Raw genomic sequence first — 20,381 nt, 5'->3', positions numbered from 1 at the left:
GGACAAGAATACCTTACTTTCGTCATTTGGTAAATGGGTTTCGCCTATTTTTTCGAAAAGGAACGGTAGGAGGAAGTAGTGATGCTGACAAGTGCCTTTTTTGTTATCTGTCTTGAGCATTTTTACGCTGCAATAGTAGGCATTTCTATTGTGCAATATACAACAGGGGTGGGTCATACGAGGCGTTGATGACTATACAAGGAAGCGAGTCAGCCCCTCTCTATCTAGGAAAAAGAACTAATAGTCTCATTATTAAACGAACCATTGGAACTGGATTTTAATGCTGGGGTTTATTGGAGTAGACACAGTGACGTCTCTCTCGTTCGAGGAAAGACATCTTTTACTTGAAAGATGATTCCACTCAGTATTTAAAATTGGAAAAAATAGAAAATAGGAAAAAATACCCATTCCCAAAAAAAGGTGGTAAATTATATTATGTATCCATAATACGAAAAATATTCCAAATGGAGGAGATTATAATGAAGAAATTTATGGCGTCTATTTTATGTACAGTATTATTAGCAGTACCTTGTACCTCTTTCGCAAAGGAATCTCAACATCGAAACGTCGCTGTAATCAGTGATTTAGAAGGCATCGAAACTGCGGAAACTTTTGTTGACGAGACATGGAAGAACAGTCCCGATATACGGCCCGATAATGACAGAACAATAAAACCTTCAAAAGAAGATTGTGGATGCGATGATGTTATTAAGAAGAAAACAAAAATGATTTGGATTGGCGACGAGATACCAGTAGAGTATACTGTTCATAAGGGAAAACTGGTAGTGATGAAGCGACCTGATTTGTATTACTACACCCAAAATTTTACACAAACATGGTGGAATCAATATTCTGGACAGTTTGCTCAGAGAGCAGCTGAAGGTTACGGTACGTACGTCAGTTTTCAGATCGGTGGTAAAATACCTTATATGGCGCGGTTATTAAAGCTCAAAGATAGAGGGGAAAAGCCGTTTCAATATGCAGACTATGCTATGGCTGTTTTAGGATATATGACACAAGAGCAAATTCCACTTTGGGGCGATATTATCTCCACTCCAGTTCCAAATAGAGGAACAGAGATTTCGCTAATCTACATTAGTAAAACAGGTAAGGACAACAGTTGGAAATACCGTGTTCGTTTTGAGGTTGAAGAGGATGGAACGGTATCCTATAAACAGTGGGTCGTAAAGTGATAATTTAACGGGGAGGCACATTTGCTTCCCCTTTCTGATTGTATCTTGTTGGGGAGCTGGTGAGGTATGGGTATCTTTAGCATAAGCGATCTATTAGGAATTGCTACTGGAATACTTTTTTTCATGCTCTTTAAATACATGTTTTCTAAAAATAGAACCACTTTACAATATAAAGTTTTGGAATATATTTTTCTCGTGATTATTATTTGGGTGTTAAAATCACTTTTTAATGTATTCTTCTAATTTAAGTTCAGAAACAACGTTATGGACTTCCGTCAATAAATTGGACACCTAAACGAGAGAATTACGCAGCTGAACGGAGCGTACGTTCGTATTTATTGGACGTAAGATACCCGATAGAGGAGTGGATTCTTTTTCCATTGTAAAAGCACGTCAAAAATCTTTTTCTTCTTTACTGGTTTTGAATTTGTGCAGGTAAACGAGCTCTTTTTTCAGCACGCTGTGGAACGACTCGATACTGGCTCCCGCGATTAGAATGATGCAACACGGTTCCTTTTGGCCGCTGATGGCGATACGCCTGATCCAGCGCCTTCAGGCAGAGCTCTTTGGTCATTCGCTCGCGCATCTGAAATCCGACGATCTTACGTCCGCACAGATCCTCCAGACTGACGAGATACAACCAGCCTTCGTCTGTCGGAATGTCCGCCATCCGGACCTGGTTGGGCTTTTCCGCAACAAACGATTGATTCAGGACGTTTTCCGCTACGAGCAGGTTGTGTTTCGAATTTGTCGTCGCCTTATACTTCTTAACGGTACGGGATTTCAACCCCAGTTCCTACATGATGCGAGCAACGGTCTTCTGACAAACGTGAATACCTTGTTTTTAATGTATGCCACACTTTCGGAATGCCTTACAACTGCCTGGAATCGAAGAAGATTCTGGGAATCCATCGTTCGAGTTTCTCGCGACATTTCAGGCGTAGAGAATATTGTTGTTGCTGGAATTCATATCGGTGATACACGGGAAACTGTTCTAAGCCTGCTTGGTGAACCGAGAGCTAAAAGTTTTCTCCCTGCAACGCCATTCCCGCTGTGGTTTTACAAAGAGTATAATCTCTACATCGCGTTTTACCACTCAGGGGGGCCGAATATTTCACTAGATGCCCCAACTGGAGGCGTAGTTTCAATTGAAGTGAACGAGCCCTCTGGTATCAAAACGGATCGTGGATTTGGAATCGGAAGCAGCCTTAAGGATGTGATGAATAGTTTTGAGAAAGCTTATGCATATGAAAATCGGGACGATACTGGAACACAATATGTAGTGATAAAAGGCTCAAAATTATCGGGTGATATGTATTATCCGACACTAGGTAGCGTAAACGCCTTTTCTCGTAATGAGAGAAGCGTTTTTTTCATGGAGAACTGCTACAAATGCGGCAGCCCATGACCAAATTGTGACTTGTGCTTGATCATTTTCCTGTTAAATGGCCCGTTGTAAATGATCCGTATTGTTGAGTAAAACTTTGTAACTTTCATCAACTATTCTTTAGATATTACCCTTAAAAATTCTAAGGGTTTTTCTTTGCTTTCTAACAAACGAAGACAGTGAGCATTGAACTAATCGGACTATTTTTATTGCCCGAAGGGGGGAGGAGGGTGAAAGGGCCGTGGACGAAATAAAGGGCTTACATAAAGGACTACCGAGAATCCGGTAGAAATTGGGAGCATCGAAACAGAGATTAAGTAATGGTCCGTGATGTCCGGTAAGATAGAACAAACCGAGAAGCTGGCGATCTACGCCCTGCAAAGCGCAAGGGCGGCGAATAAAGGTTAGACGAGCTAGTAAGGACCATGGCCCCGTTGGAAAGCCGAATCGCGGAAAATTAGAAGCAAAACGAAGACAACAGGAATGGGCAGATTGACGCCTTGATCGGTGCGATTTCTCTTGGTTGGAATTTACTGAAAGGTAGGTTTTAACTATGAACGAGACAGACCTGTTGGCGTTGGCAAAGCAATTTCTACTGGATCAGGCACTCATTTACATATTCTCCCGAGATTCGAAAGCTGACCCGTGGACAGCTTCTCGCTTCTTATCGGCAACAGTATGTCATTGCCGAAATTTCCCGGCTTTTTAATAGCATTTTGCAATCCATTTAATAGCAAATATTTTATTCTATATATAATAGTGATACACTATTAGTTAGGTTATCATTTATGCAGAAAAGGTGTGTGAATAGGTAGCACCTTGGCTTGTTGTGGAGTCTAAGCAGGAGCGCCTACATCTTTTCTTCAAATATTAGCGAGGTAGGACGGTAAACATGAGCGACAGACAAACCAAAACAGACGTTATCTTAATTGGTGCCGGAATCATGAGTGCAACTTTGGGTACACTGCTGAAAGAGTTGGTACCGGACTGGAACATTACAGTGTTTGAGAAGCTCGGAAGCGCAGGAGAGGAAAGCTCGAACGAATGGAATAATGCGGGAACGGGACATTCAGCGCTGTGCGAGCTAAACTACACCGTCGAAAAGCCGGACGGCTCCGTAGACATTAGCAAAGCGATCAAAATTAATGAAGAGTACCAGGTATCCAAACAGTTTTGGTCTTATCTTGTAAACAGCAATCTGATTCGCAATCCAGAGGACTTTATCAGGCCATTGCCTCATTTGAGTTTCGTACAAGGGGAAACAAATGTAACGTTCCTAAAAAGACGTTTTGAAGCGCTGGCAAACAATCCGCTGTTTCGAGGAATGGAATTCTCCGATGATCCGGCCAAATTGATGGAATGGATTCCGCTTATTATGAAAGACCGGACAGTGCAAGAACCTGTAGCGGCAACAAAAATCGATTCTGGAACGGATGTCAACTTTGGCGCCTTAACACGCATGTTGTTTGACCACTTGCAAAGCAAAAACGTCGAGATCAAGTTCAAACACAATGTGGATGATATAAAACGTGCGAGCGACGGCTCGTGGGAATTGAAAGTGCGCAATGTCGACAGCGGTACCGTCGAGCGCCATACGGCAAAATTCGTCTTTATCGGCGGCGGCGGTGGAAGCCTGCCATTGCTGCAAAAATCGGGTATTCCTGAAGGGAAACATATTGGAGGATTCCCGGTAAGCGGACTGTTTATGGTGTGTAAAAATCCGGATGTGGTGGCGGAGCATCACGCAAAGGTGTACGGCAAAGCCAAGGTTGGCGCTCCTCCCATGTCTGTTCCGCATCTTGACACACGATTCATCGACAATAAAAAATTATTGCTGTTTGGACCGTTTGCCGGCTTCTCGCCAAAGTTTTTGAAAACCGGTTCCATGTTTGATTTGCTGGGCTCCGTAAAACCGAACAATGTCTTAACGATGTTGGCAGCGGGCGCAAAAAACGTTCCATTGACAAAATACTTGATTCAGCAAGTGATGTTGTCGAAAGAACAGCGCATGGAAGAATTGCGCGAATTTATCCCGAACGCCAAAAGCGAGGATTGGGATATAGTGGTCGCGGGCCAACGTGTGCAAGTGATCAAGGATACGGCTGCCGGCGGCAAAGGAACGCTTCAATTTGGTACGGAAGTGATTAGTGCCGCTGACGGATCGATAGCCGCATTGCTCGGCGCTTCTCCGGGTGCTTCTACCGCCGTTTCCGTCATGCTTGACGTAATAAAAAAATGCTTCCCGCAACATTTGCAAGCGTGGGAACCGAAAATAAAAGAAATGATTCCCTCTTATGGCTTGTCATTGCTGAAAAACACAGCGCTTCTTGACGAAATTCATGATTCAACAGCGCGGACGCTTGGTCTGCACAGTGAACTGGCCCTTGCCAGGTAGACTATTACATTAATAAAAAGCGGCCTTCGTCCTGAATTCCATGGGACGAAAGGCCGTTTCGTGTTGTCTGCAATCTTTGGTAACGGAAGAATGAGCATCTTCTTACTGAAAGTGGATTCCCGTTCCCTTCACTCCTCACCCAAACCTCCCCCGAATCCCCCGGAGAAAAGCCTGAACCGCCGGAGCCAAATACCGATTCCGCATATACATCAAATAAACCGTCCTCTCCAATGCCGGCGAATCAATCTCCTTCCAAACGATAGAAGCATCCGTCGATTCAGCCAAATAATTCTCGGGAATAATCGTAACCCCCAAATTTTCCCGAACCAAGGTTAAAGCAGTCTCAAACCGTTCAATTTCAAACTTGATGTGCGGAGTCACTTGCTCAATGGAAAAGGCCGTTAAAATATCCTCCCTCGTCTGAAACCCTTCCGTACTAATGATAAAAGGCTCTCCTTCCAGCTCTTTCAAATGGACGATTTCCTTCCGCGCCAAAGGATGATCCCTGTGCAGCACGAGCACCAATCGTTCATCATACAAAGGGATTGACTCGATATCCTCTTCATTTACATACTGGTTCGTAATAAGCAAATGCGTATGATACTTCCGCAACGACTCCTTCACGGCTTTTCCGCCCAGCACTTCGATCAGCTTGATGTTAATGGAAGGATAACGCCCTTGATACTCGTGGATCACTTTCGGAATCCAATGCTTCACCGACTCGATGATCCCCACGATTAACTCCCCGCTGCCGGTCAGCTTTACTTCTTCCATTTCTTTTTTCAACATATCCATCTGGGAAAGCAGCGAAATCGCTTTTTTATATAAAATTTTACCAGCGTCAGTCAGCTCCATTTTTCGCGTATTTCTTTCAAGCAGGGGAGAGCCTACCTCTTGCTCCAGATTTTTAATGGCGTTGCTCAGCGAAGGCTGCGAGATATGCAGTTTTTGCGCGGCTTTGGAGTAGCTCAACTGATCGGAAACGGTCACGAAGTAATACAATTGTTTGATATCCACAATAATTTCCACCTCTATTTATAGCCTGAAACTATAAAATTATTTAAATTATATATTAGAAATAATAAGTATGTCATTATATAATCAAAAAACAACATCTACTTCAGAAGGTTCAGAAAGGATGAAAAGATTGCCTACGAAAGTTTCAGCTGATGTATGGACCGGCCGGACAGATCATACGGAAAGAAGAAGCAGTTTTCGCTACCATCAGGTTGTGGAATTGGTTGACCTGGATAAGTGGCAGTCTTCCACGGACAGCACATGTGCCATTATCGGGTTTGAATGCGAGGAAGGAGTCAGGCGCAACCAGGGCCGGATAGGCGCTGCCAAAGCTCCGAACGCAATTCGGCAAGCGCTTGCAAGCCTTCCCTGGAAGCTTCAGGAAGGCAACCGTATTATCGATGTGGGGAATATTCGCTGTGAAAACGAAAAGCTCGAAGAAGCCCAGGAAGAATTGGGCCGGGCCGTCTCCGCTATTTTCGCGAAGTCGATGACCCCGATTATTTTGGGCGGAGGACATGAGACGCTGTATGGACATTATTTGGGCGTCCGAAAACATATCGGAAAAGATGCTTCGCTGGGAATCATTAATATCGATGCTCATTTCGATTTGCGCTCCTATGAAAGCCAGCCTTCCTCCGGGACGATGTTTCGGCAAATACTGGAGCAGGACAAAAACAGCCGTTATTTTGTGCTTGGGATCCAGCGCTTCGGCAATACACAGGAGCTGTTTGACAAAGCAGACGAACTCGGTGTCCGGTACATGTATGAGGAAGATATGACCGGAGACCGGATGGACGGTATCGCTACCGAGTTACATGCATTCATCGAAAAACACGACCATGTCATGCTTACGCTTTGTACCGATGTGTTCAATGCGGCGTTTGCGCCGGGAGTCAGCGCTCCATCGCCTTTTGGATTGACGCCGATGGTTGTCCGAAGCTTGCTCCGCACAGTTGCAGCTCATAAGAAAACGCTTTCTTTTGATATTTGCGAAGTGAATCCAGTCTTGGACGAAAACGGCAGAACCGTAAAATTAGGTGCTTATCTGACAAATGAAGTCATCATGAGATTCTTAGGGGGAGACAACTATGACGTTGGCACTTAATCAAGTAACCACGATTTTTCTCGCAGTAGCTCTGCTCGTATTGGGAACTTTCCTCGTAAAAAAGGCCGGATTCCTGCAAAAGTTCTGTATTCCCGCACCAGTTGTAGGAGGACTGTTGTTTGCCATCATCGCAACGACCCTGAAGGCGACAGGAATTTTGGAAATTACATTGGATACTTCGCTGCAAAGCTTGTTTATGCTCACGTTCTTTACGACGGTAGGACTGGGAGCGAGCTTCAAGCTCATTAAATTGGGCGGCAAGCTGCTCGTCATTTACTGGATTGCCTGCGGATTCCTCGCTTTGATGCAAAACGTGATCGGCGTCTCCTTGGCTTCGCTGTTCGGCATTCATCCGCTGATCGGGATGATGGCAGGGGCGGTTTCCATGGAAGGCGGACACGGAGCGGCAGGCGCATTTGGACAAACGCTTGAAGATATGGGGATTCAATCGGCGTTGGCTATCGGGATTGCGGCAGCTACCTTTGGTCTTGTAGCCGGCGGGTTGGTAGGCGGACCGACTGTAAAGTATCTGGTGTCCAAATACGACCTAAAGCCAACCGAAACGGAAGAGGGAGCTGCACAAGTAGAGGAAAAGGTCGAACCGATTACGACAAATACGTTCTTCATCCAGGTCCTACTCATTACATTCTGCATGGCATTGGGAACGTACCTGGGAGAGCTGTTCTCGTCGGCAACCGGCTTTGTTCTGCCGGGTTATGTGGGAGCCATGTTCGTGGCGGTCATCGTGCGAAACATAGTCGATAAATTCAAACCGGATGCAATCGACATGAAGAGCATCAATCTGATTGGCGATGTGACGCTTGGCATCTTCCTGTCTATGGCACTTATGAGTATTAAATTGTGGGAAGTGGCCAGCCTCGCGCTGCCAATGCTTGTGATCGTCTTCGTACAAGTCGTCTTTATCGTTCTGTTCGGCGCTCTCGTTTTGTTCCGCTTGCTTGGCAAAAACTATGACGCCGCAGTAATGGTCGCAGGGTTTACCGGACACGGCCTTGGCGCTACGCCAAACGCAATGGCGAATATGGCTGCAGTGACCCAACGTTTTGGGCCTTCGCGAAAAGCTTACCTGGTCGTTCCGATTGTAGGGGCCTTTCTGATAGATGTGTTCGGCATGCCGATCATTATTACGACGATCAATTTGTTCAAATAAGATGACGATAAAGTCCTTCCATGCTGGAAATTGTCCGGCTGGAAGGATTTTTTGTTTTCAACAATGCTCTGGAGAGCGGGGGAAGAACCTTCTTTGATTGGGTCCTCCAACGTTTTAGGTTCCTTTTATACCGGGACAGGAAAGGATTTCGTCTAGAAAACAAGCTTGAAATAAACATGGAATTCGGCAAGAATGAAATACAGATAATACCAGTATAAAGGGAATTCCGAGCTGCTCGCGGTTGTGCCAGCAGCAAAAAGTTATAGGGCGTGACACAGATGATTGAGGTAGCCGCAGCTATTATTGGAAATGAACAAGGGCAAGTATTGATTGCAAGGCGTAAAAAGGGAAAGTCTCAGGAAGGAATGTGGGAATTTCCCGGCGGTAAAATCGAGGAGGGAGAAAGCGTTGAGGCTTGCCTGAAACGGGAATTGCTGGAAGAGATGAATATTGAAATCGATCCGTACGAGCTCTTTGGCGTGAACGATCATCGTTACGGCTCCACTCCTATTCGTTTGACGGCATACAAAGCGAAATATGCTGGCGGTGAAATCGTCCTGACAGATCATGATGAGTTTCGTTGGGTACATCCCAGTGAACTTCAAGAGTATTCGTTTGCGCCGGCAGATTTGAAGTTTGTGCAAATGCTGCAGGAGAACGTTTAATTGCTTGAAACGCTGAAATGCTTGGTTTGGTTCTTTAAAAAGAAAAAACGCCTCCAAAACAGACGTTTTAACAGGGAAGCTATGCTACTTGGTCATCCATTCTTTTACGGTCAAGGAAGAAGAACCCGATTTGATTAAGGGGTCAGCGTTTCCGATGGCAATGGCTTCTTCCAGCGACTCTGCTTTGATAAGGTATGCCCCGCCCGAAACATCGCTAAAAGGTCCGTATAGCTCGAGGCGGTTGCTTCTCTTTAATTGTTCCAAATGTTCGTAATGTCCGGGAATGTCGGCTGAATTGAAGCTTTCGGTTCGATTGGTTATGAGCAAATATCGGTTCATGGTTTCTCCTTGTGAAACAGTTTTTGTGTTATTGTAACACAAGCTTCTCTGGTTTTTGCCGGAGAGCATGAGGATATGGTTGTATATTCTTCTCGCCAGTTTGCACAAAGACAAAATCATTTATTTGCGCAATACGGAAAAGTTTCTGCCCGAGGATTTGAATCCGTTCTCTGCAAGCGACAAAAATTATGAATTGGTTTTGTTGCACCATTCTTTGCAGGTAAACACTGGACTCTGGAAGGACCTGAGGGAACGACTTCATTGTTCTTCCATTCGTAACAGCGACAAGTACTACATGAGCAGACACGTGAAGAAAGGAGAGAGTCCTCGACAGTAAGTAAAGAAAGGAGCAAGTCTATGAATTTTAATCTAAAAGAAGCCATTGAAATTCTCGAGCGAACGCCACAGGCTTTGGAGTATTTTTTGTCCGGTGTATCCAATGGATGGCTGCAATGCAATGAAGGCGAAGGAACATGGAACGTCTCTGAAGTGATTGAGCACCTGATAGAGGGAGAAAAACGTAATTGGATACCGAGGCTGGAATTTATGCTTCAGGAAGGAGAGGGGAAACCATTTCCCCCGTTTGACCGTTATTCGCACTTAAATGAAAAGCTTGAAAGATCGATGGAACAAAAGCTGCTGGAATTTAAAACGATTCGGATGCAAAATATCACCAAACTAAAGGAGATTGTTGAATCGGAATCGCAGCTTAATCTAACTGGCTCACACCCCGCATTCGGTGTAGTGAAGGTCAGAGAACTGCTGTCTACGTGGGTTGTTCACGATTTAACACATATAGCTCAAATCGTACGGGTAATGGCTGAAAGATACAGAGCGGATGTGGGACCTTGGAAAGAGTATGTGGGTATATTGAAATAGTGTAATGCATGTAAAAATGTAATGACTGGAAAAAAGGTCGTTCCTTCAGAGAAAATTAACTTTCGATAGCAGACAACTGTTTGAAGCTGGTCTATGCTAGGCTTGCCCGTTGTATAGTCTTCTTATCCGTTGATGGAACGCCGTGTGCGATGAAAGTCGCCCGCACGGTGTAGGCTCGAACGAAGCTCCTCACCTTTAGAGGAGATAAGTCGGGAAAAGCGAAGAACCAACGCCAATTTCAAATTTGCGAGCAGATGGAGTAACGAAAAGTGCGAATGGTTCCGTATGGGTTTTTTTAACCTTTTCGGAGCCTGTTGGGGCTGCCTCGGTAAGATTTCAGTACTCGACAGACCAGGATATATGGGTAGATGCAGAGACCGACAGACCTGTTACATCCACTACAAGCTATCTGAATATCCGACTCCCCGATCGCGCTTCGGGCTTGTATTTTTTCCGGATGATTGTCGAAGGAGGCAAGCGTGCCGGAGAATCTAATGTTTACAGCAGAAACATTTAGCAAACATGAAAACTTCCATCAACGACCCTCGGATCATCCGGGGGTTTTTTCTGTTAGCGTTCGCACAAGCTTCTAAATAAATAACACATTCTAGCAATCTGCGTCCCTGTCAAAGCAGGGGGTTTTGCTTTTATTTTGGAGAGGTGGCAGGATACCGTTAGCGTGTTCCGATTGGATCTACTTATTTCTCGAAGAAAAGCAGAAAAAGGAAATTTTATAATTAATGAAACATAATTTGGTAATTCATCGTAACTATAAGTAGAAAGCACTCAAAAACTGGAGAAAGCGAGGGGGAAGAATGAGAGAACTTCATGCGGATGTTGTGATTATTGGCGGAGGCACCGGCGGATGTGCAGCAGCTCTGGCCGCCGCTAAATCAGGAAAGTCTGTCATTATGATGGAGGAAACAAAGTGGATTGGCGGTCAATTTACGAGTCAAGCAGTGCCGCCGGATGAGCACCCATGGATTGAACAGTTTGGCTGCACGCGAAGCTACCGCACATTCCGCAACAGTGTGCGCGATTATTACCGCAGCCACTATCCTATGACAGCCGAAGCCCGAGCGATTCCCAATCTGAACCCCGGCAATGGCTCCGTAAGCCGTCTCTGCCACGAGCCGCGTGTTGCTCTGGCTGTTTTTTATCAGATGCTCGCTCCCTATATAAACAGTGGCAGATTGACTGTTCTGACCAACCACAAGCTTCATTCCGTCTGTGTGGACGGCGATGAGGTGCTGTCCATCGTTGTAGAAGATACAAGACATCATGAGCATATCGAACTCGCGGCTCCTTATTTCCTGGATGCTACCGAATGTGGCGACGTGCTTCCACTAGCAGGCGTGGAATATGTACTCGGAGCAGAATCAGTGGAGGAGACAGGCGAGCCAAACGCCGTCGACGGCCCGCCGCAGCCAAACGATATTCAGGCGTTTACGTACTGCTTCGCCATGGATTATCTGGAGGGCGAAGATCATAGGATCGAAAGGCCGGAAACGTACGACTTCTGGAGAAGCTACAAACCGGATTTCTGGCCGGACAAGCTGCTCAACTGGACAGGCTCCAATCCGCGGGACACCACGGAAGCTGTACGATATGAGCTGTTCCCGGGAACCGAGTATTTTCCGCTCTTCACGTATCGCCAGATCGCGGATCCGAAAAATTTCCGGGACGGTCTGTACAAAAGCGGCGTCTCCCTCGTCAACTGGCCGCAAAACGACTACTGGCTAGGCTCCATTATCGATGTGTCTGAGGAAGAGCGGCAACGCCATCTCTACCTGGCGAAACAACTCAGCATGTCTCTTCTGTACTGGATGCAAACGGAGGCGCCGCGCCCGGATGGGGGGCAGGGGTATCCAGGCCTGCGATTGCGCAAGGATGTAGTCGGTACAGCGGATGGGCTTGCGATGTACCCGTACATTCGCGAGTCCCGCCGGATCAAGGCGGAATTCACCGTATTGGAGCAACATGTCAGCGCCGCATGCCGACTAACGGGTAAAGCGGAAGAATTCCACGATTCCATCGGGGTCGGGAGCTATCGGATCGATTTGCATCCGAGCACCGCAAACCGCAATTACGTCGACGTCTCAACCTACCCGTTCCAAATTCCGCTGGGCAGCCTCATACCCGTGCGAGTCAACAACCTTTTGCCTGCGGCGAAAAACCTTGGCGTCACCCACATAACCAATGGCTGCTTCCGTCTCCATCCGGTAGAGTGGAACGTCGGCGAGGTTGCCGGGTATTTGGCGGCGTACTGCCTGGAGTACGGTCTGACTCCCCGCGCTGTCCGCAATACGCCCGCAGAGCTGCAACAGTTCCAGGCATTCTTGTACGCGGAAGGTGTAGAGTACTTCTGGCCGACAATGTACGCGGTGTAGACGCAGTTTGTTCGATGAGGAAACAGCTTGAAACAATCCTATCCAAGCTGCTGGGTTCGGCATGTTGCCGGGCTCAGTTTTTTTGTTCATCGTGAGCCCATACAAACACCTCACCGGTCCTTGCCATCCGTGAACATTCGTACTAGCTGCGTTGATGCGATCAGCGATAAAATCCATGAAATTGCCGAGAGCCGGCTATCAGTCGCATGACCCGATAAGGCACTTGCCAGCGAATAGATCGTAACCGTCCAAAAAAGAATCAACAGCAATTTCAGTATCTGCATGAATCCTCCCTTCTTGATAAACACGAACGTAAGTGCGTTTTTCTAACTTACAATGAAATTCATAATCCCTATAGCAATCTGGATACAGAAAGACAAGCAAGCGGCGTATAAAGCCGTGCGACCGATTTTTTTCACATCAGGGTTTTTGCTTACCATTGAAACAATCCACATGATCAATCCGATCGGGAAGAAAAGAAAGCTAAAAACGAGGACAATGATTTTTTCAAGCTTGTTCATGGTTTCTACTCCTCTTGTTTTTCATTATTTTACATAAAAGGATGAAAAGATACAAACGATCGCGATATTTACGAATGTTCGCAGAAAGAAACGATAAGATAACAATCTTGGGTTATCGTTCATTTGGATGCGATGAACGAAAAAAGCCGACTCCTGCAGATCACAGGAGTCGGCTTGCGCCTGGGCGGCGACAAGGGGCCTTGAAGTCCCCAAGCCTTGTTGCACGTTGTGTCTTTCGTCAACGTTTCAGCCACTTGTCAGATCGAATAGGCTAATCCGACGACGTGTCCAGCTTTGTCAACGGAAATCGTAATGCTTTTTCCTTTCGGATCGTTCTGGGGGTGGAACGTCACGTCTGCTGTCGCCCAGTTGAATTCCTTGTCTTCCACGATGGTTCCAATGCCGCTCTCCTCAACCTTCTCGGCTGCCTTATAGTTGGCAGCCTGATCGCCAAACAGCTGCTTCAAGAATGCTTCCGCCTTCTCCTTTGCCAGCTTGTCAGCGGGGCGCTGGTCGGACGGCCAGTCGAGGCTAAAGAACATTGCCTTGTTCAAAGTACCGGTTCTGAGGTCAAACGCGACGATAGCTTCCGATCGCGGAGCAAAGCCATTGTATATATCTTCCTGGACCTCGTACATTTTCACAAGATGGAGGTCGCCCTCGACGCCTAAGTCATCAAAATCGTTGTACTGCTCAAGCTCCGGCATCAGCTTCACCAGATCGGCCAGCGATTTTTCCAGCCCTTGGGGAAATGTGCTCGGCTTTATTTGCGCCGGCAGGTCCAGCACAAATGTTTTATCGTCAAATACCGGCTTCAAGTCTATTTTGTCTACCGCGTATTGGAAAACGGGTGCATTGTTGTGGGTGTATGTCCGTTTGAGCAGCACTCCGGATTCTTTGTCCAGCCACAGCTCGTCTGCATACGTGTGAGCCATTCCTTCAATCGTCAGTTCTTCTGTTTTCGTAATATAGTAGACGGCGCGTGTAAGCAGCGTTTCTTCCTTTACCGCGATCGCCGTTTTAGCGCCGGGTGCCGCTGCTTTCAACCGTTGCAATTCACGCTTGGCCTTGGTGATTTGGCTATGGTAGGGGACTACCTTCGCCGCATATTCCAGGGCTCTTCCTCCTTCCTGATACTCCGTCACCTGCCCTGCCTTGCCTACCGTATGCTTCACTTTTTTTCCATCTGTGACGGTCTGCCGCCATTCTCCTTTTGCAGCGTTGTCCCATGTTTTCGCCTGTTTCACGATTGTGATTTCTCGATTCTTCTCGGTTTTCTTTGCGGTAAGCGTAGCCTCCAGATAGAGCGGTACAGGCTGTTTCTTTCCGATTTCCTCGATTACCTGATCAATCGTGATGGCTTGAAGCTGGCTGGCGGCCAACGCCTTGCCTGTTTGAGCGTTGACTGCTGCGAGAGGGGACGCTGCCGAGAACAACAGCGCTGCCATGCTTACGGTGATGAGTGATTGCTTGTTCATGTCCAATCTTCCTTTCGATTGTTTGCGTGCTGTTCACTTGTAATGATCCTGCCGACGGACAAATCGTGACACAGCTTCGGAAAAGGAACAGGCAGGAAAATCCTTTGTACGAGGCGTTGTCATGACTTGCCTCGCATGTAACCCGAAAAAATGAGAGGATGCGTGTCACACTCGCCACTCGGGCAGGATCATCCTTATTGAAAACAAGCTTACTTACAAGGAGAACAGTTCGCATGAATTTTCAGATGGTCAACCACGCGTCTTTTGTATGGGAGTACGACAAAATCAAAGTAATGACGGATCCTTGGCTGGAGGGAACCGCTTTCGATAATGGCTGGGGCTTGTTGGCCAAATCGCGCTTTTCGTCAGAGGCATTTGCGGACATTACGCATATCTGGTTTTCGCACGAGCATCCGGATCATTTTCATCCGCACAGTTTGCGAAGAATTCCTGAAGAACAACGCAAACGCATAACCATCCTCTATCAAAAAACGGAGGATAAAAAAGTGGTAGACTGGTGCAAAGCATTTGGCTTCCGGGAGGTAATCGAATTGCATCCGGACAAGTGGCATACGCTGGCTCCCGGGGTGTCGGTCTTGTGCAGGCCCTATCCTGTGGGAGACTCCTGGCTGTGCATCAAGACAAAGGATACTACGATTTTGAACCTCAATGACTGCGAGGTCGGCACGGAAAAGGAAGCGAAGGACATCCAAAAGCATGTCGGCAACGTTGACATACTGTGGACCCAGTTCTCCTATGCCGGCTGGGCAGGAAACAAGGAAGACTTCCCGCTCCGCCAGAGGCGGGCAGCGGAAAAGCTGGGACGCGTAAAAAAGCAGGTGGAAATCTTTCAGCCGAAATACGTCATTCCCTTCGCCAGCTTTGCCTGGTTTTGCCATGAGGAAAACTATTACATGAACGATGCCATAAATAAAGTGGATGATGTGTACCGTTTGCTCCGGGAGGAAACGGACGCGACTCCGGTCATTTTGTACCCCGGCGATACATGGATTCCTGATGAAAAGCACGACAGCAGCAAAGCGCTTGCGCTTTATGCGGAAGACTACAAAACGATGGCCGCTGCACCTGCTCTTCTTGCTTCTGAGAAGGTAGGATGGGAGGAATTGTTCAAGAGCAGTGAAAGATGTAAAGAAGTCATAAACAGTAGGAACAACCGGTTGTTTTTGCGAATCGCAAGGCCTGTGATCTTTTATTTGCCGGACTGCCAAAAAGCACTCCGCTTTTCATTGGCACGTGGGTTGGAAGAAATCCGGCAAAATCCGGTCGATTGCGATGTCGAATTGTCCTCCGAAGCGCTGAATTACTGCTTCAATCATCTGTGGGGCTGGAGCACGCTTCGGATCAACGGAAGACTGCAAGCTCCAAAAGGGAAGCACGCCCGATTTGCGCGTTTTGTCATGTTGGGACATGTTGCCCAGTTGAATAATTTCGGTGTGTATATGGGATGGAATGGGCCGTTTTTCAAATTCGCGGTCAAGTATTTATGGGAAAAGGTAGCGAGAAGATAGGGAGAGATGGCGAAAATAGGGGACTAGGCCCTAGAGAATCCAGCTTTTTTAGCATTTCGCCCCTTAAAAAAACACCCCCCGCCTCGGAAGGTGGGGGGCATCGTCGTACAGAACACCCGCATTCTTTATTTGCCGCCAATAATGGGAACGAGCCCATCCATGTCGATTTTCTGAACATCGTTTCTCTGCGTCTCGACCTGATAAACATCCTTTTGCGGAACAGGGTATGTGCGTATAAAGGCACCGTCTTGAAAAACTTCATCGTCGTAATCTACTCCGTCCACCTTCAAGCGGGTTTCTTCTGTCAGCAACTCCCCGGGCAGTACCACGTGAAGCTTTTGATTTTTGTAATAAACCTGGAGGATTTGGCTGCTCTTGTTTCCAAACGGTGCTTTCATCGGGAATTTCCCGTTTCGCTCCAGCGTAAAGCTGCCCGTCTTGAGGGTTGAAACGAGGGCACCATCAAACTTCAGAGCCAGCTCTTTGGGACCGGAGCCAAAATACAAGGAAGGAATCATATCAAGATAGAAGTATTCAGCCGTGTGCCCATACCTTCGGAGTGGGGAATACTTATTTTCAGGTATAGGGTTGTACTCTTTCCCCTGATCATCCACTAAGCGGGGATTTGACAGGCTCTGAAGTTCAAAACCGTCCTTCGTTTTTGCCTGTACCTGCACCCGCATAAGGGTCGGCGTCAATTCTATCTCTTTAACGATGAGTTCGCGAAGCAGGTCTTGTTTCCCGAGCTGGGGCCGATCTGTGGCTGTCGGCTGAATGCTTTTCTTGGCCGAGACCACCTCTTCCGGCAACGTCAGCGGGACTTCCACGAGCACATCATCGCCATTATGGGATTGCTTTACGAACTGCACGGGCAGGACCGGATTCGCTTGTTTCAGGATCGTGTCCATATCATCCACAATAAACCTTGCTTTGTAGATGAGATAGTGGGAACCGTCGATCTGCTTCCATTCTGTGGATATACCCCCTGTTGTCCCGAGTTCGCCGACATTCGTAGAGAGTTCTCTATAGATAAGGTCCGCTTTTTTCTCTTTGTCTTTTTCTCTCGCGATTTCCTCGATTTTCTCTCCGGAAATCAGCATCGTATAAACGATTCTGCGCTGGTCGACCATGGCATCCTTGACTTCGACGGTGTAATCGTTTTGCTCCTTTTTCACCGAAGGAAGGATAGGATAGCCGTTGTTAAGGGCATAGATAAAGCCTTCGTCAGGTGTCTGCCATTCGAATTTCGCCGTTGACTGGACCGAGCTGTTCTTCTCGAAAAGGCCTCCGAGTCTGAGCGGATTCCACATGGCAAATACGAGAGCGCAGGAAACGGCGGCTCCGGCCAGCAACGCGGTCCTCTTCCACAGGTGCAGCCGGGTTCGCTTCTGCACCTTGTCCATCACTTTGGCTTCCAGCTCGGACAGGCGGAACGGATATTTTTGACGAAGCTCCTGCTTGGCTGATTCGGCAAATTCTCTCCATACGCGATCTTCCTTCATCTTTCGGCCTCCTTGGATAAAATCTTCCTCAACTGCTTTCTCGCCCGGCTCAATCTGGTCCGGACAACCTCCTGCGACACGCCCAGGATGTGGGCCATCTCTTTGATCGTCAAATCCTCGTAATAGTGCAGGATGACGACCTGCCTGTACATGGGGGCAAGAGTCATGACCACTTGAAAGGTGTCTTCCCGATTCAGCCTGTTTTCCACTTCCTCCTCGACGCTGTCTTTCGCCTCCTGATCCAGCATGCTGCCCAAACGTTCATCCACTACCGTCCAAATATGGCGGAAAGACCAGGAGCGAAAGTGCTTTTTCGCTTCATTCATGGCAATTTTGAACAGCCAGTGCTTGATGTCCCCTTCGCCGCGAAATGAATCCAAGGCGCGATACGCTTTGATAAATGTTTCCTGTGTGATATCCTCCGCCACCGCGTGGTTTTTGACCGTCAGGCAGAGCAGATGGTACACGTTTTCCCCGTATTGCTGCATCAGCCATCTGAGGGTCGCTTCCCGGCTCCTCGAGAGCGTGATCGGCAGGGTTTTCAAGTCGTTCAATCGTTTCACCTCATTATTTATTCCTACTAAGAACGATCCGGCCGAAGCGGAAAGTGTGACAAAAAACTTTATTTTTATCTATGGACTCCATTCAGATGGTTTGGCTCCGGCTTTTATATATTGCCGTCGTTGAAACAGTCGTGTGCAAAGAGTGGAGAAGAGGGGAGGGAACTCGTCTTTGCGACATTCTGTTCCATTTTACAGACAAAAAATGTCGCACGGTGCAGGAAAATGTAGATGAATCTAGAAATTCATATGATTAGGATACATTTTCCAATGTTGAATACTCGAACAGAGGGGAACGAGATTGTTGCATGCACGAATAAAAGTCGCTTTGATCGCTGGTTGTTTTTTGTTTTTGCTGCTGCCTCCATCGTGGGCGCAAGCGGCTACTCATGTCGAGGTAGCTGTTGATCAGCTGAATATTCGCAGTACTCCGGGTACAACTGCCCAAATCGTCGGAACCATCACCAAAGCTGCGCGGCTGCCGATCATTAAGCAGCAAAAAGAGTGGACACAGGTGAAGCTCGCGGATGGGAAAACGGGCTGGGTCATCAATAAATACGTCAAAATGATAGACATCCCGCAGGTGAAATATGTAAAGAGCAATGTAGACATGCTGAATGTTCGGGCTGAACCGAATGCAGCTGCACAAATCTTGCAGATCATCGACAAAAACGGCGTGTATTTGCAAACCAAAAAGCAAGGAGATTGGGCACAGATCAAGCTGTCTGACAAAGTGAGCGGCTGGGTGAATGCACGCTTCTTGACGGAAACAGCTGCTCCGGCACCGAAGCCGACACCTGCGCCTGCGCAGACTCCGGCGGCGACCCAGCCGCCAGTGCTGACGCAAGCTCCGGCGACAACGCAACCGCCAGCGTTAACGCAAACTCCAATGACGACGCAGCCGCCGATGACTTCGCAGCCACCAGTGACGACCCAGCCGCCCGTCCAAACCCAAACACCTGTGCCGCCAACAGCACCTGTTGTCCCGGCTGCTCCGCCACCTTCATTTGCGCCAGGCAATGGACAAGGGTCGGGCACAATCGTGTTGCGGGAAGGCCTCGTGATATTCAGCGAGCCGAATTTTTCGAGTCCTGTGATCGGCGAGCTGAATGCAGGGATGACAATCAATCATTACGGATATGCAGAGGGCTGGTACAAAATCAATTTCAACGGGGTCTTTGCCTACATTTTTAATCCTGATGCAGGGGGGCAGACTGGACAGGGACAGCCGATCGGCAGTCCTGGAGCAGGGATAAGCATCCCGAATACGGCTGGACAAGCTCAAGCGTCCATTCGCGTAAAAAATCCCGACACCAATCTGCGGTCAGGCCCCGGAACCGATTACGCGGTCATCGGAACGGTTCAACCCGGGGAAGTCTACCCGATCGTACAGACAGAAGCTGACTGGTATGTCATCCGTCGCGGTGACAATACGACCGCCTATATTGCCGGTTGGGTCGTCGAGCCTATCCAATCGGGAGGTCAGCCGGCAAATGGGACCATCAGCTCCGGCGTAGGCTACAACCATGGCATGGTCGGAAATGAGACTGTCTACATTTACCACACGCATAACCGCGAGTCTTGGCGAAATGTGGCAAGGAACACGAAAGGCAGCTCCGTGGATGACCCTGTGATCAACATTACGCTGGTTGGAAAACGGCTGGGCGAGCTGCTGCAGGCCAGAGGCATTCCCACGATGGCCAATCAGGACGACTTCGCGCAAAAGCTTGCGGAGCAAAAGAAAAGCTATTCGCTCTCCTATTCGGAATCGTACAAAGCGGTAAGCGCGGCAGCCGCGACGAGTCCGTACCTCAAGTACATTTTCGACATCCACCGCGACAGCGACGAGCCCCGCAGCAAGGTAGCCCTTACCTTGAACGGCAAAACGTATTCGCGCATTTTGTTTGTGATCGGGACGGCCAATCCGAACTATCTCGAGAACAAGAAGCTGGCGGAAAATCTGCACGCCCGCCTGGAGGCGGCGTACCCCGGCTTGTCGCGCGGAATTATTCTAAAGGGTGCGAACCAGGGGAATGGCGAGTATAATCAGTCTATTTCCGGGGGGAGTCTGCTGCTGGAATTTGGCGGAACCAACAATACGCTGGAGGAGTGCTACAATACGGCAGAGGCGTTTGCCGATGTGTTTGTCAACTATATGCTGGAGTCGCAAATCGCGTACAACTAAAAAGCACGATTCTTTTCGCAGGCGGTGCGGAAAGAATCGTGCCTTTTTCTATGCTTTTCCGT

17 protein-coding genes are annotated in these 20,381 nt (G+C 47.8%); 10 read left to right on the top strand and 7 right to left on the bottom strand.

The features are described 5' to 3' along the window. The first annotated feature begins 479 nt into the window (after positions 1–479). Entirely contained in the window at positions 480–1,193 is a 714-nt protein-coding gene (locus tag Q3F21_RS17010) for a hypothetical protein (protein WP_340255464.1), read from the top strand. 412 nt (positions 1,194–1,605) lie between these two features. Here Q3F21_RS17010 and Q3F21_RS17005 read toward each other — a convergent pair whose 3' ends face one another. Next, on the bottom strand, positions 1,606–1,980 hold the full coding sequence (locus tag Q3F21_RS17005) for a DDE-type integrase/transposase/recombinase (RefSeq protein ID WP_340255461.1): 375 nt from the start codon (positions 1,978–1,980) through the stop codon (positions 1,606–1,608). A 42-nt stretch (positions 1,981–2,022) separates the two neighbouring features. On the opposite strand from Q3F21_RS17005, the gene Q3F21_RS17000 reads away from it, so the two are divergent. Together Q3F21_RS17000 and Q3F21_RS16995 are read left to right on the top strand one after the other, a co-directional pair. Further along, positions 2,023–2,601 (top strand): hypothetical protein, encoded by a 579-nt coding sequence (locus Q3F21_RS17000; RefSeq protein WP_340255458.1) that lies wholly within the window; start codon positions 2,023–2,025, stop codon positions 2,599–2,601. 871 nt (positions 2,602–3,472) lie between these two features. Further along, positions 3,473–4,975 (top strand): malate:quinone oxidoreductase, encoded by a 1,503-nt coding sequence (locus tag Q3F21_RS16995; protein ID WP_340255454.1) that lies wholly within the window; start codon positions 3,473–3,475, stop codon positions 4,973–4,975. A gap of 135 nt (positions 4,976–5,110) precedes the next feature. On the opposite strand, the gene Q3F21_RS16990 is transcribed toward Q3F21_RS16995, so the two are convergent. After that, positions 5,111–5,992: a LysR family transcriptional regulator gene (locus Q3F21_RS16990; RefSeq protein WP_340255451.1), complete on the bottom strand. Its 882-nt coding sequence runs from the start codon at positions 5,990–5,992 to the stop codon at positions 5,111–5,113. A gap of 121 nt (positions 5,993–6,113) precedes the next feature. Between Q3F21_RS16990 and hutG the strand changes: the two genes are divergently transcribed. The 3 genes from hutG (at position 6,114) to mutT (ending at position 8,936) form a co-directional block, all read left to right on the top strand. Beyond that, positions 6,114–7,100, top strand: coding sequence for a formimidoylglutamase (hutG, locus tag Q3F21_RS16985; protein WP_340255448.1), 987 nt, complete (start codon positions 6,114–6,116; stop codon positions 7,098–7,100). Further along, positions 7,084–8,271 carry a sodium/glutamate symporter gene (gltS, locus tag Q3F21_RS16980; RefSeq protein ID WP_340255445.1) on the top strand — a complete coding sequence of 396 codons (1,188 nt, stop codon included), beginning with the start codon at positions 7,084–7,086 and terminating at the stop codon, positions 8,269–8,271. The genes hutG and gltS overlap by 17 nt, the downstream gene beginning before the upstream one ends. A gap of 278 nt (positions 8,272–8,549) precedes the next feature. Continuing rightward, positions 8,550–8,936 (top strand): 8-oxo-dGTP diphosphatase MutT, encoded by a 387-nt coding sequence (mutT, locus tag Q3F21_RS16975; RefSeq protein WP_340255442.1) that lies wholly within the window; start codon positions 8,550–8,552, stop codon positions 8,934–8,936. Between the two features lie 84 nt (positions 8,937–9,020). Here the strand turns inward: mutT and Q3F21_RS16970 are convergent, their stop codons facing one another. Then, positions 9,021–9,275, bottom strand: coding sequence for a YciI family protein (locus tag Q3F21_RS16970; RefSeq protein ID WP_340255439.1), 255 nt, complete (start codon positions 9,273–9,275; stop codon positions 9,021–9,023). Between the two features lie 357 nt (positions 9,276–9,632). Here Q3F21_RS16970 and Q3F21_RS16965 point away from each other — a divergent pair, with 357 nt between their 5' ends. Next, positions 9,633–10,154 (top strand): DinB family protein, encoded by a 522-nt coding sequence (locus Q3F21_RS16965; protein WP_340255436.1) that lies wholly within the window; start codon positions 9,633–9,635, stop codon positions 10,152–10,154. An 815-nt stretch (positions 10,155–10,969) separates the two neighbouring features. After that, complete coding sequence (locus tag Q3F21_RS16960; RefSeq protein WP_340255433.1) at positions 10,970–12,544, top strand: FAD-dependent oxidoreductase; 1,575 nt, start codon at positions 10,970–10,972, stop codon at positions 12,542–12,544. 326 nt (positions 12,545–12,870) lie between these two features. Here the strand turns inward: Q3F21_RS16960 and Q3F21_RS16955 are convergent, their stop codons facing one another. After that, the gene (locus Q3F21_RS16955) at positions 12,871–13,065 is read right to left on the bottom strand and encodes a hypothetical protein (RefSeq protein ID WP_340255430.1); all 195 of its coding nucleotides are present in this window, start codon (positions 13,063–13,065) and stop codon (positions 12,871–12,873) included. Positions 13,066–13,322: 257 nt separating this feature from the next. Beyond that, the gene (locus Q3F21_RS16950) at positions 13,323–14,543 is read right to left on the bottom strand and encodes a hypothetical protein (protein WP_340255427.1); all 1,221 of its coding nucleotides are present in this window, start codon (positions 14,541–14,543) and stop codon (positions 13,323–13,325) included. A 233-nt stretch (positions 14,544–14,776) separates the two neighbouring features. On the opposite strand from Q3F21_RS16950, the gene Q3F21_RS16945 reads away from it, so the two are divergent. Next, positions 14,777–16,072, top strand: coding sequence for an MBL fold metallo-hydrolase (locus Q3F21_RS16945; RefSeq protein WP_340255424.1), 1,296 nt, complete (start codon positions 14,777–14,779; stop codon positions 16,070–16,072). Between the two features lie 125 nt (positions 16,073–16,197). Here the strand turns inward: Q3F21_RS16945 and Q3F21_RS16940 are convergent, their stop codons facing one another. Beyond that, positions 16,198–17,574, bottom strand: coding sequence for a DUF4179 domain-containing protein (locus Q3F21_RS16940; RefSeq protein WP_340255421.1), 1,377 nt, complete (start codon positions 17,572–17,574; stop codon positions 16,198–16,200). Continuing rightward, complete coding sequence (locus tag Q3F21_RS16935) at positions 17,571–18,137, bottom strand: sigma-70 family RNA polymerase sigma factor (RefSeq protein WP_340255418.1); 567 nt, start codon at positions 18,135–18,137, stop codon at positions 17,571–17,573. The genes Q3F21_RS16940 and Q3F21_RS16935 overlap by 4 nt, the downstream gene beginning before the upstream one ends. 301 nt (positions 18,138–18,438) lie before the next feature. On the opposite strand from Q3F21_RS16935, the gene spoIIP reads away from it, so the two are divergent. Then, a complete protein-coding gene (spoIIP, locus tag Q3F21_RS16930; protein WP_340255415.1) occupies positions 18,439–20,319 on the top strand; it encodes a stage II sporulation protein P in 1,881 nt (626 codons plus the stop codon). The last annotated feature ends 62 nt before the right edge of the window (positions 20,320–20,381 follow it).

The organism is Brevibacillus borstelensis (assembly GCF_037834415.1).
Classification (GTDB): domain Bacteria; phylum Bacillota; class Bacilli; order Brevibacillales; family Brevibacillaceae; genus Brevibacillus; species Brevibacillus borstelensis_A.
Note: the sequence above shows the minus strand (reverse complement) of the source record. Positions and strands in the feature narration are given on the sequence as shown.

Bases quoted from the DNA above. Each gene is read 5' to 3' on its own strand.
- Q3F21_RS16960 (WP_340255433.1), top strand. From the start codon at position 10,970: ATGAGAGAACTTCATGCGGATGTTGTGATTATTGGCGGAGGCACCGGC.
- Q3F21_RS16945 (WP_340255424.1), top strand. From the start codon at position 14,777: ATGAATTTTCAGATGGTCAACCACGCGTCTTTTGTATGGGAGTACGAC.
- Q3F21_RS16970 (WP_340255439.1), bottom strand. From the start codon at position 9,275: ATGAACCGATATTTGCTCATAACCAATCGAACCGAAAGCTTCAATTCA.
- Q3F21_RS16950 (WP_340255427.1), bottom strand. From the start codon at position 14,543: ATGAACAAGCAATCACTCATCACCGTAAGCATGGCAGCGCTGTTGTTC.
- Q3F21_RS16965 (WP_340255436.1), top strand. From the start codon at position 9,633: ATGAATTTTAATCTAAAAGAAGCCATTGAAATTCTCGAGCGAACGCCA.
- Q3F21_RS16995 (WP_340255454.1), top strand. From the start codon at position 3,473: ATGAGCGACAGACAAACCAAAACAGACGTTATCTTAATTGGTGCCGGA.
- Q3F21_RS16955 (WP_340255430.1), bottom strand. From the start codon at position 13,065: ATGAACAAGCTTGAAAAAATCATTGTCCTCGTTTTTAGCTTTCTTTTC.
- mutT (WP_340255442.1), top strand. From the start codon at position 8,550: ATGATTGAGGTAGCCGCAGCTATTATTGGAAATGAACAAGGGCAAGTA.
- hutG (WP_340255448.1), top strand. From the start codon at position 6,114: ATGAAAAGATTGCCTACGAAAGTTTCAGCTGATGTATGGACCGGCCGG.
- gltS (WP_340255445.1), top strand. From the start codon at position 7,084: ATGACGTTGGCACTTAATCAAGTAACCACGATTTTTCTCGCAGTAGCT.
- Q3F21_RS17010 (WP_340255464.1), top strand. From the start codon at position 480: ATGAAGAAATTTATGGCGTCTATTTTATGTACAGTATTATTAGCAGTA.
- Q3F21_RS16940 (WP_340255421.1), bottom strand. From the start codon at position 17,574: ATGAAGGAAGATCGCGTATGGAGAGAATTTGCCGAATCAGCCAAGCAG.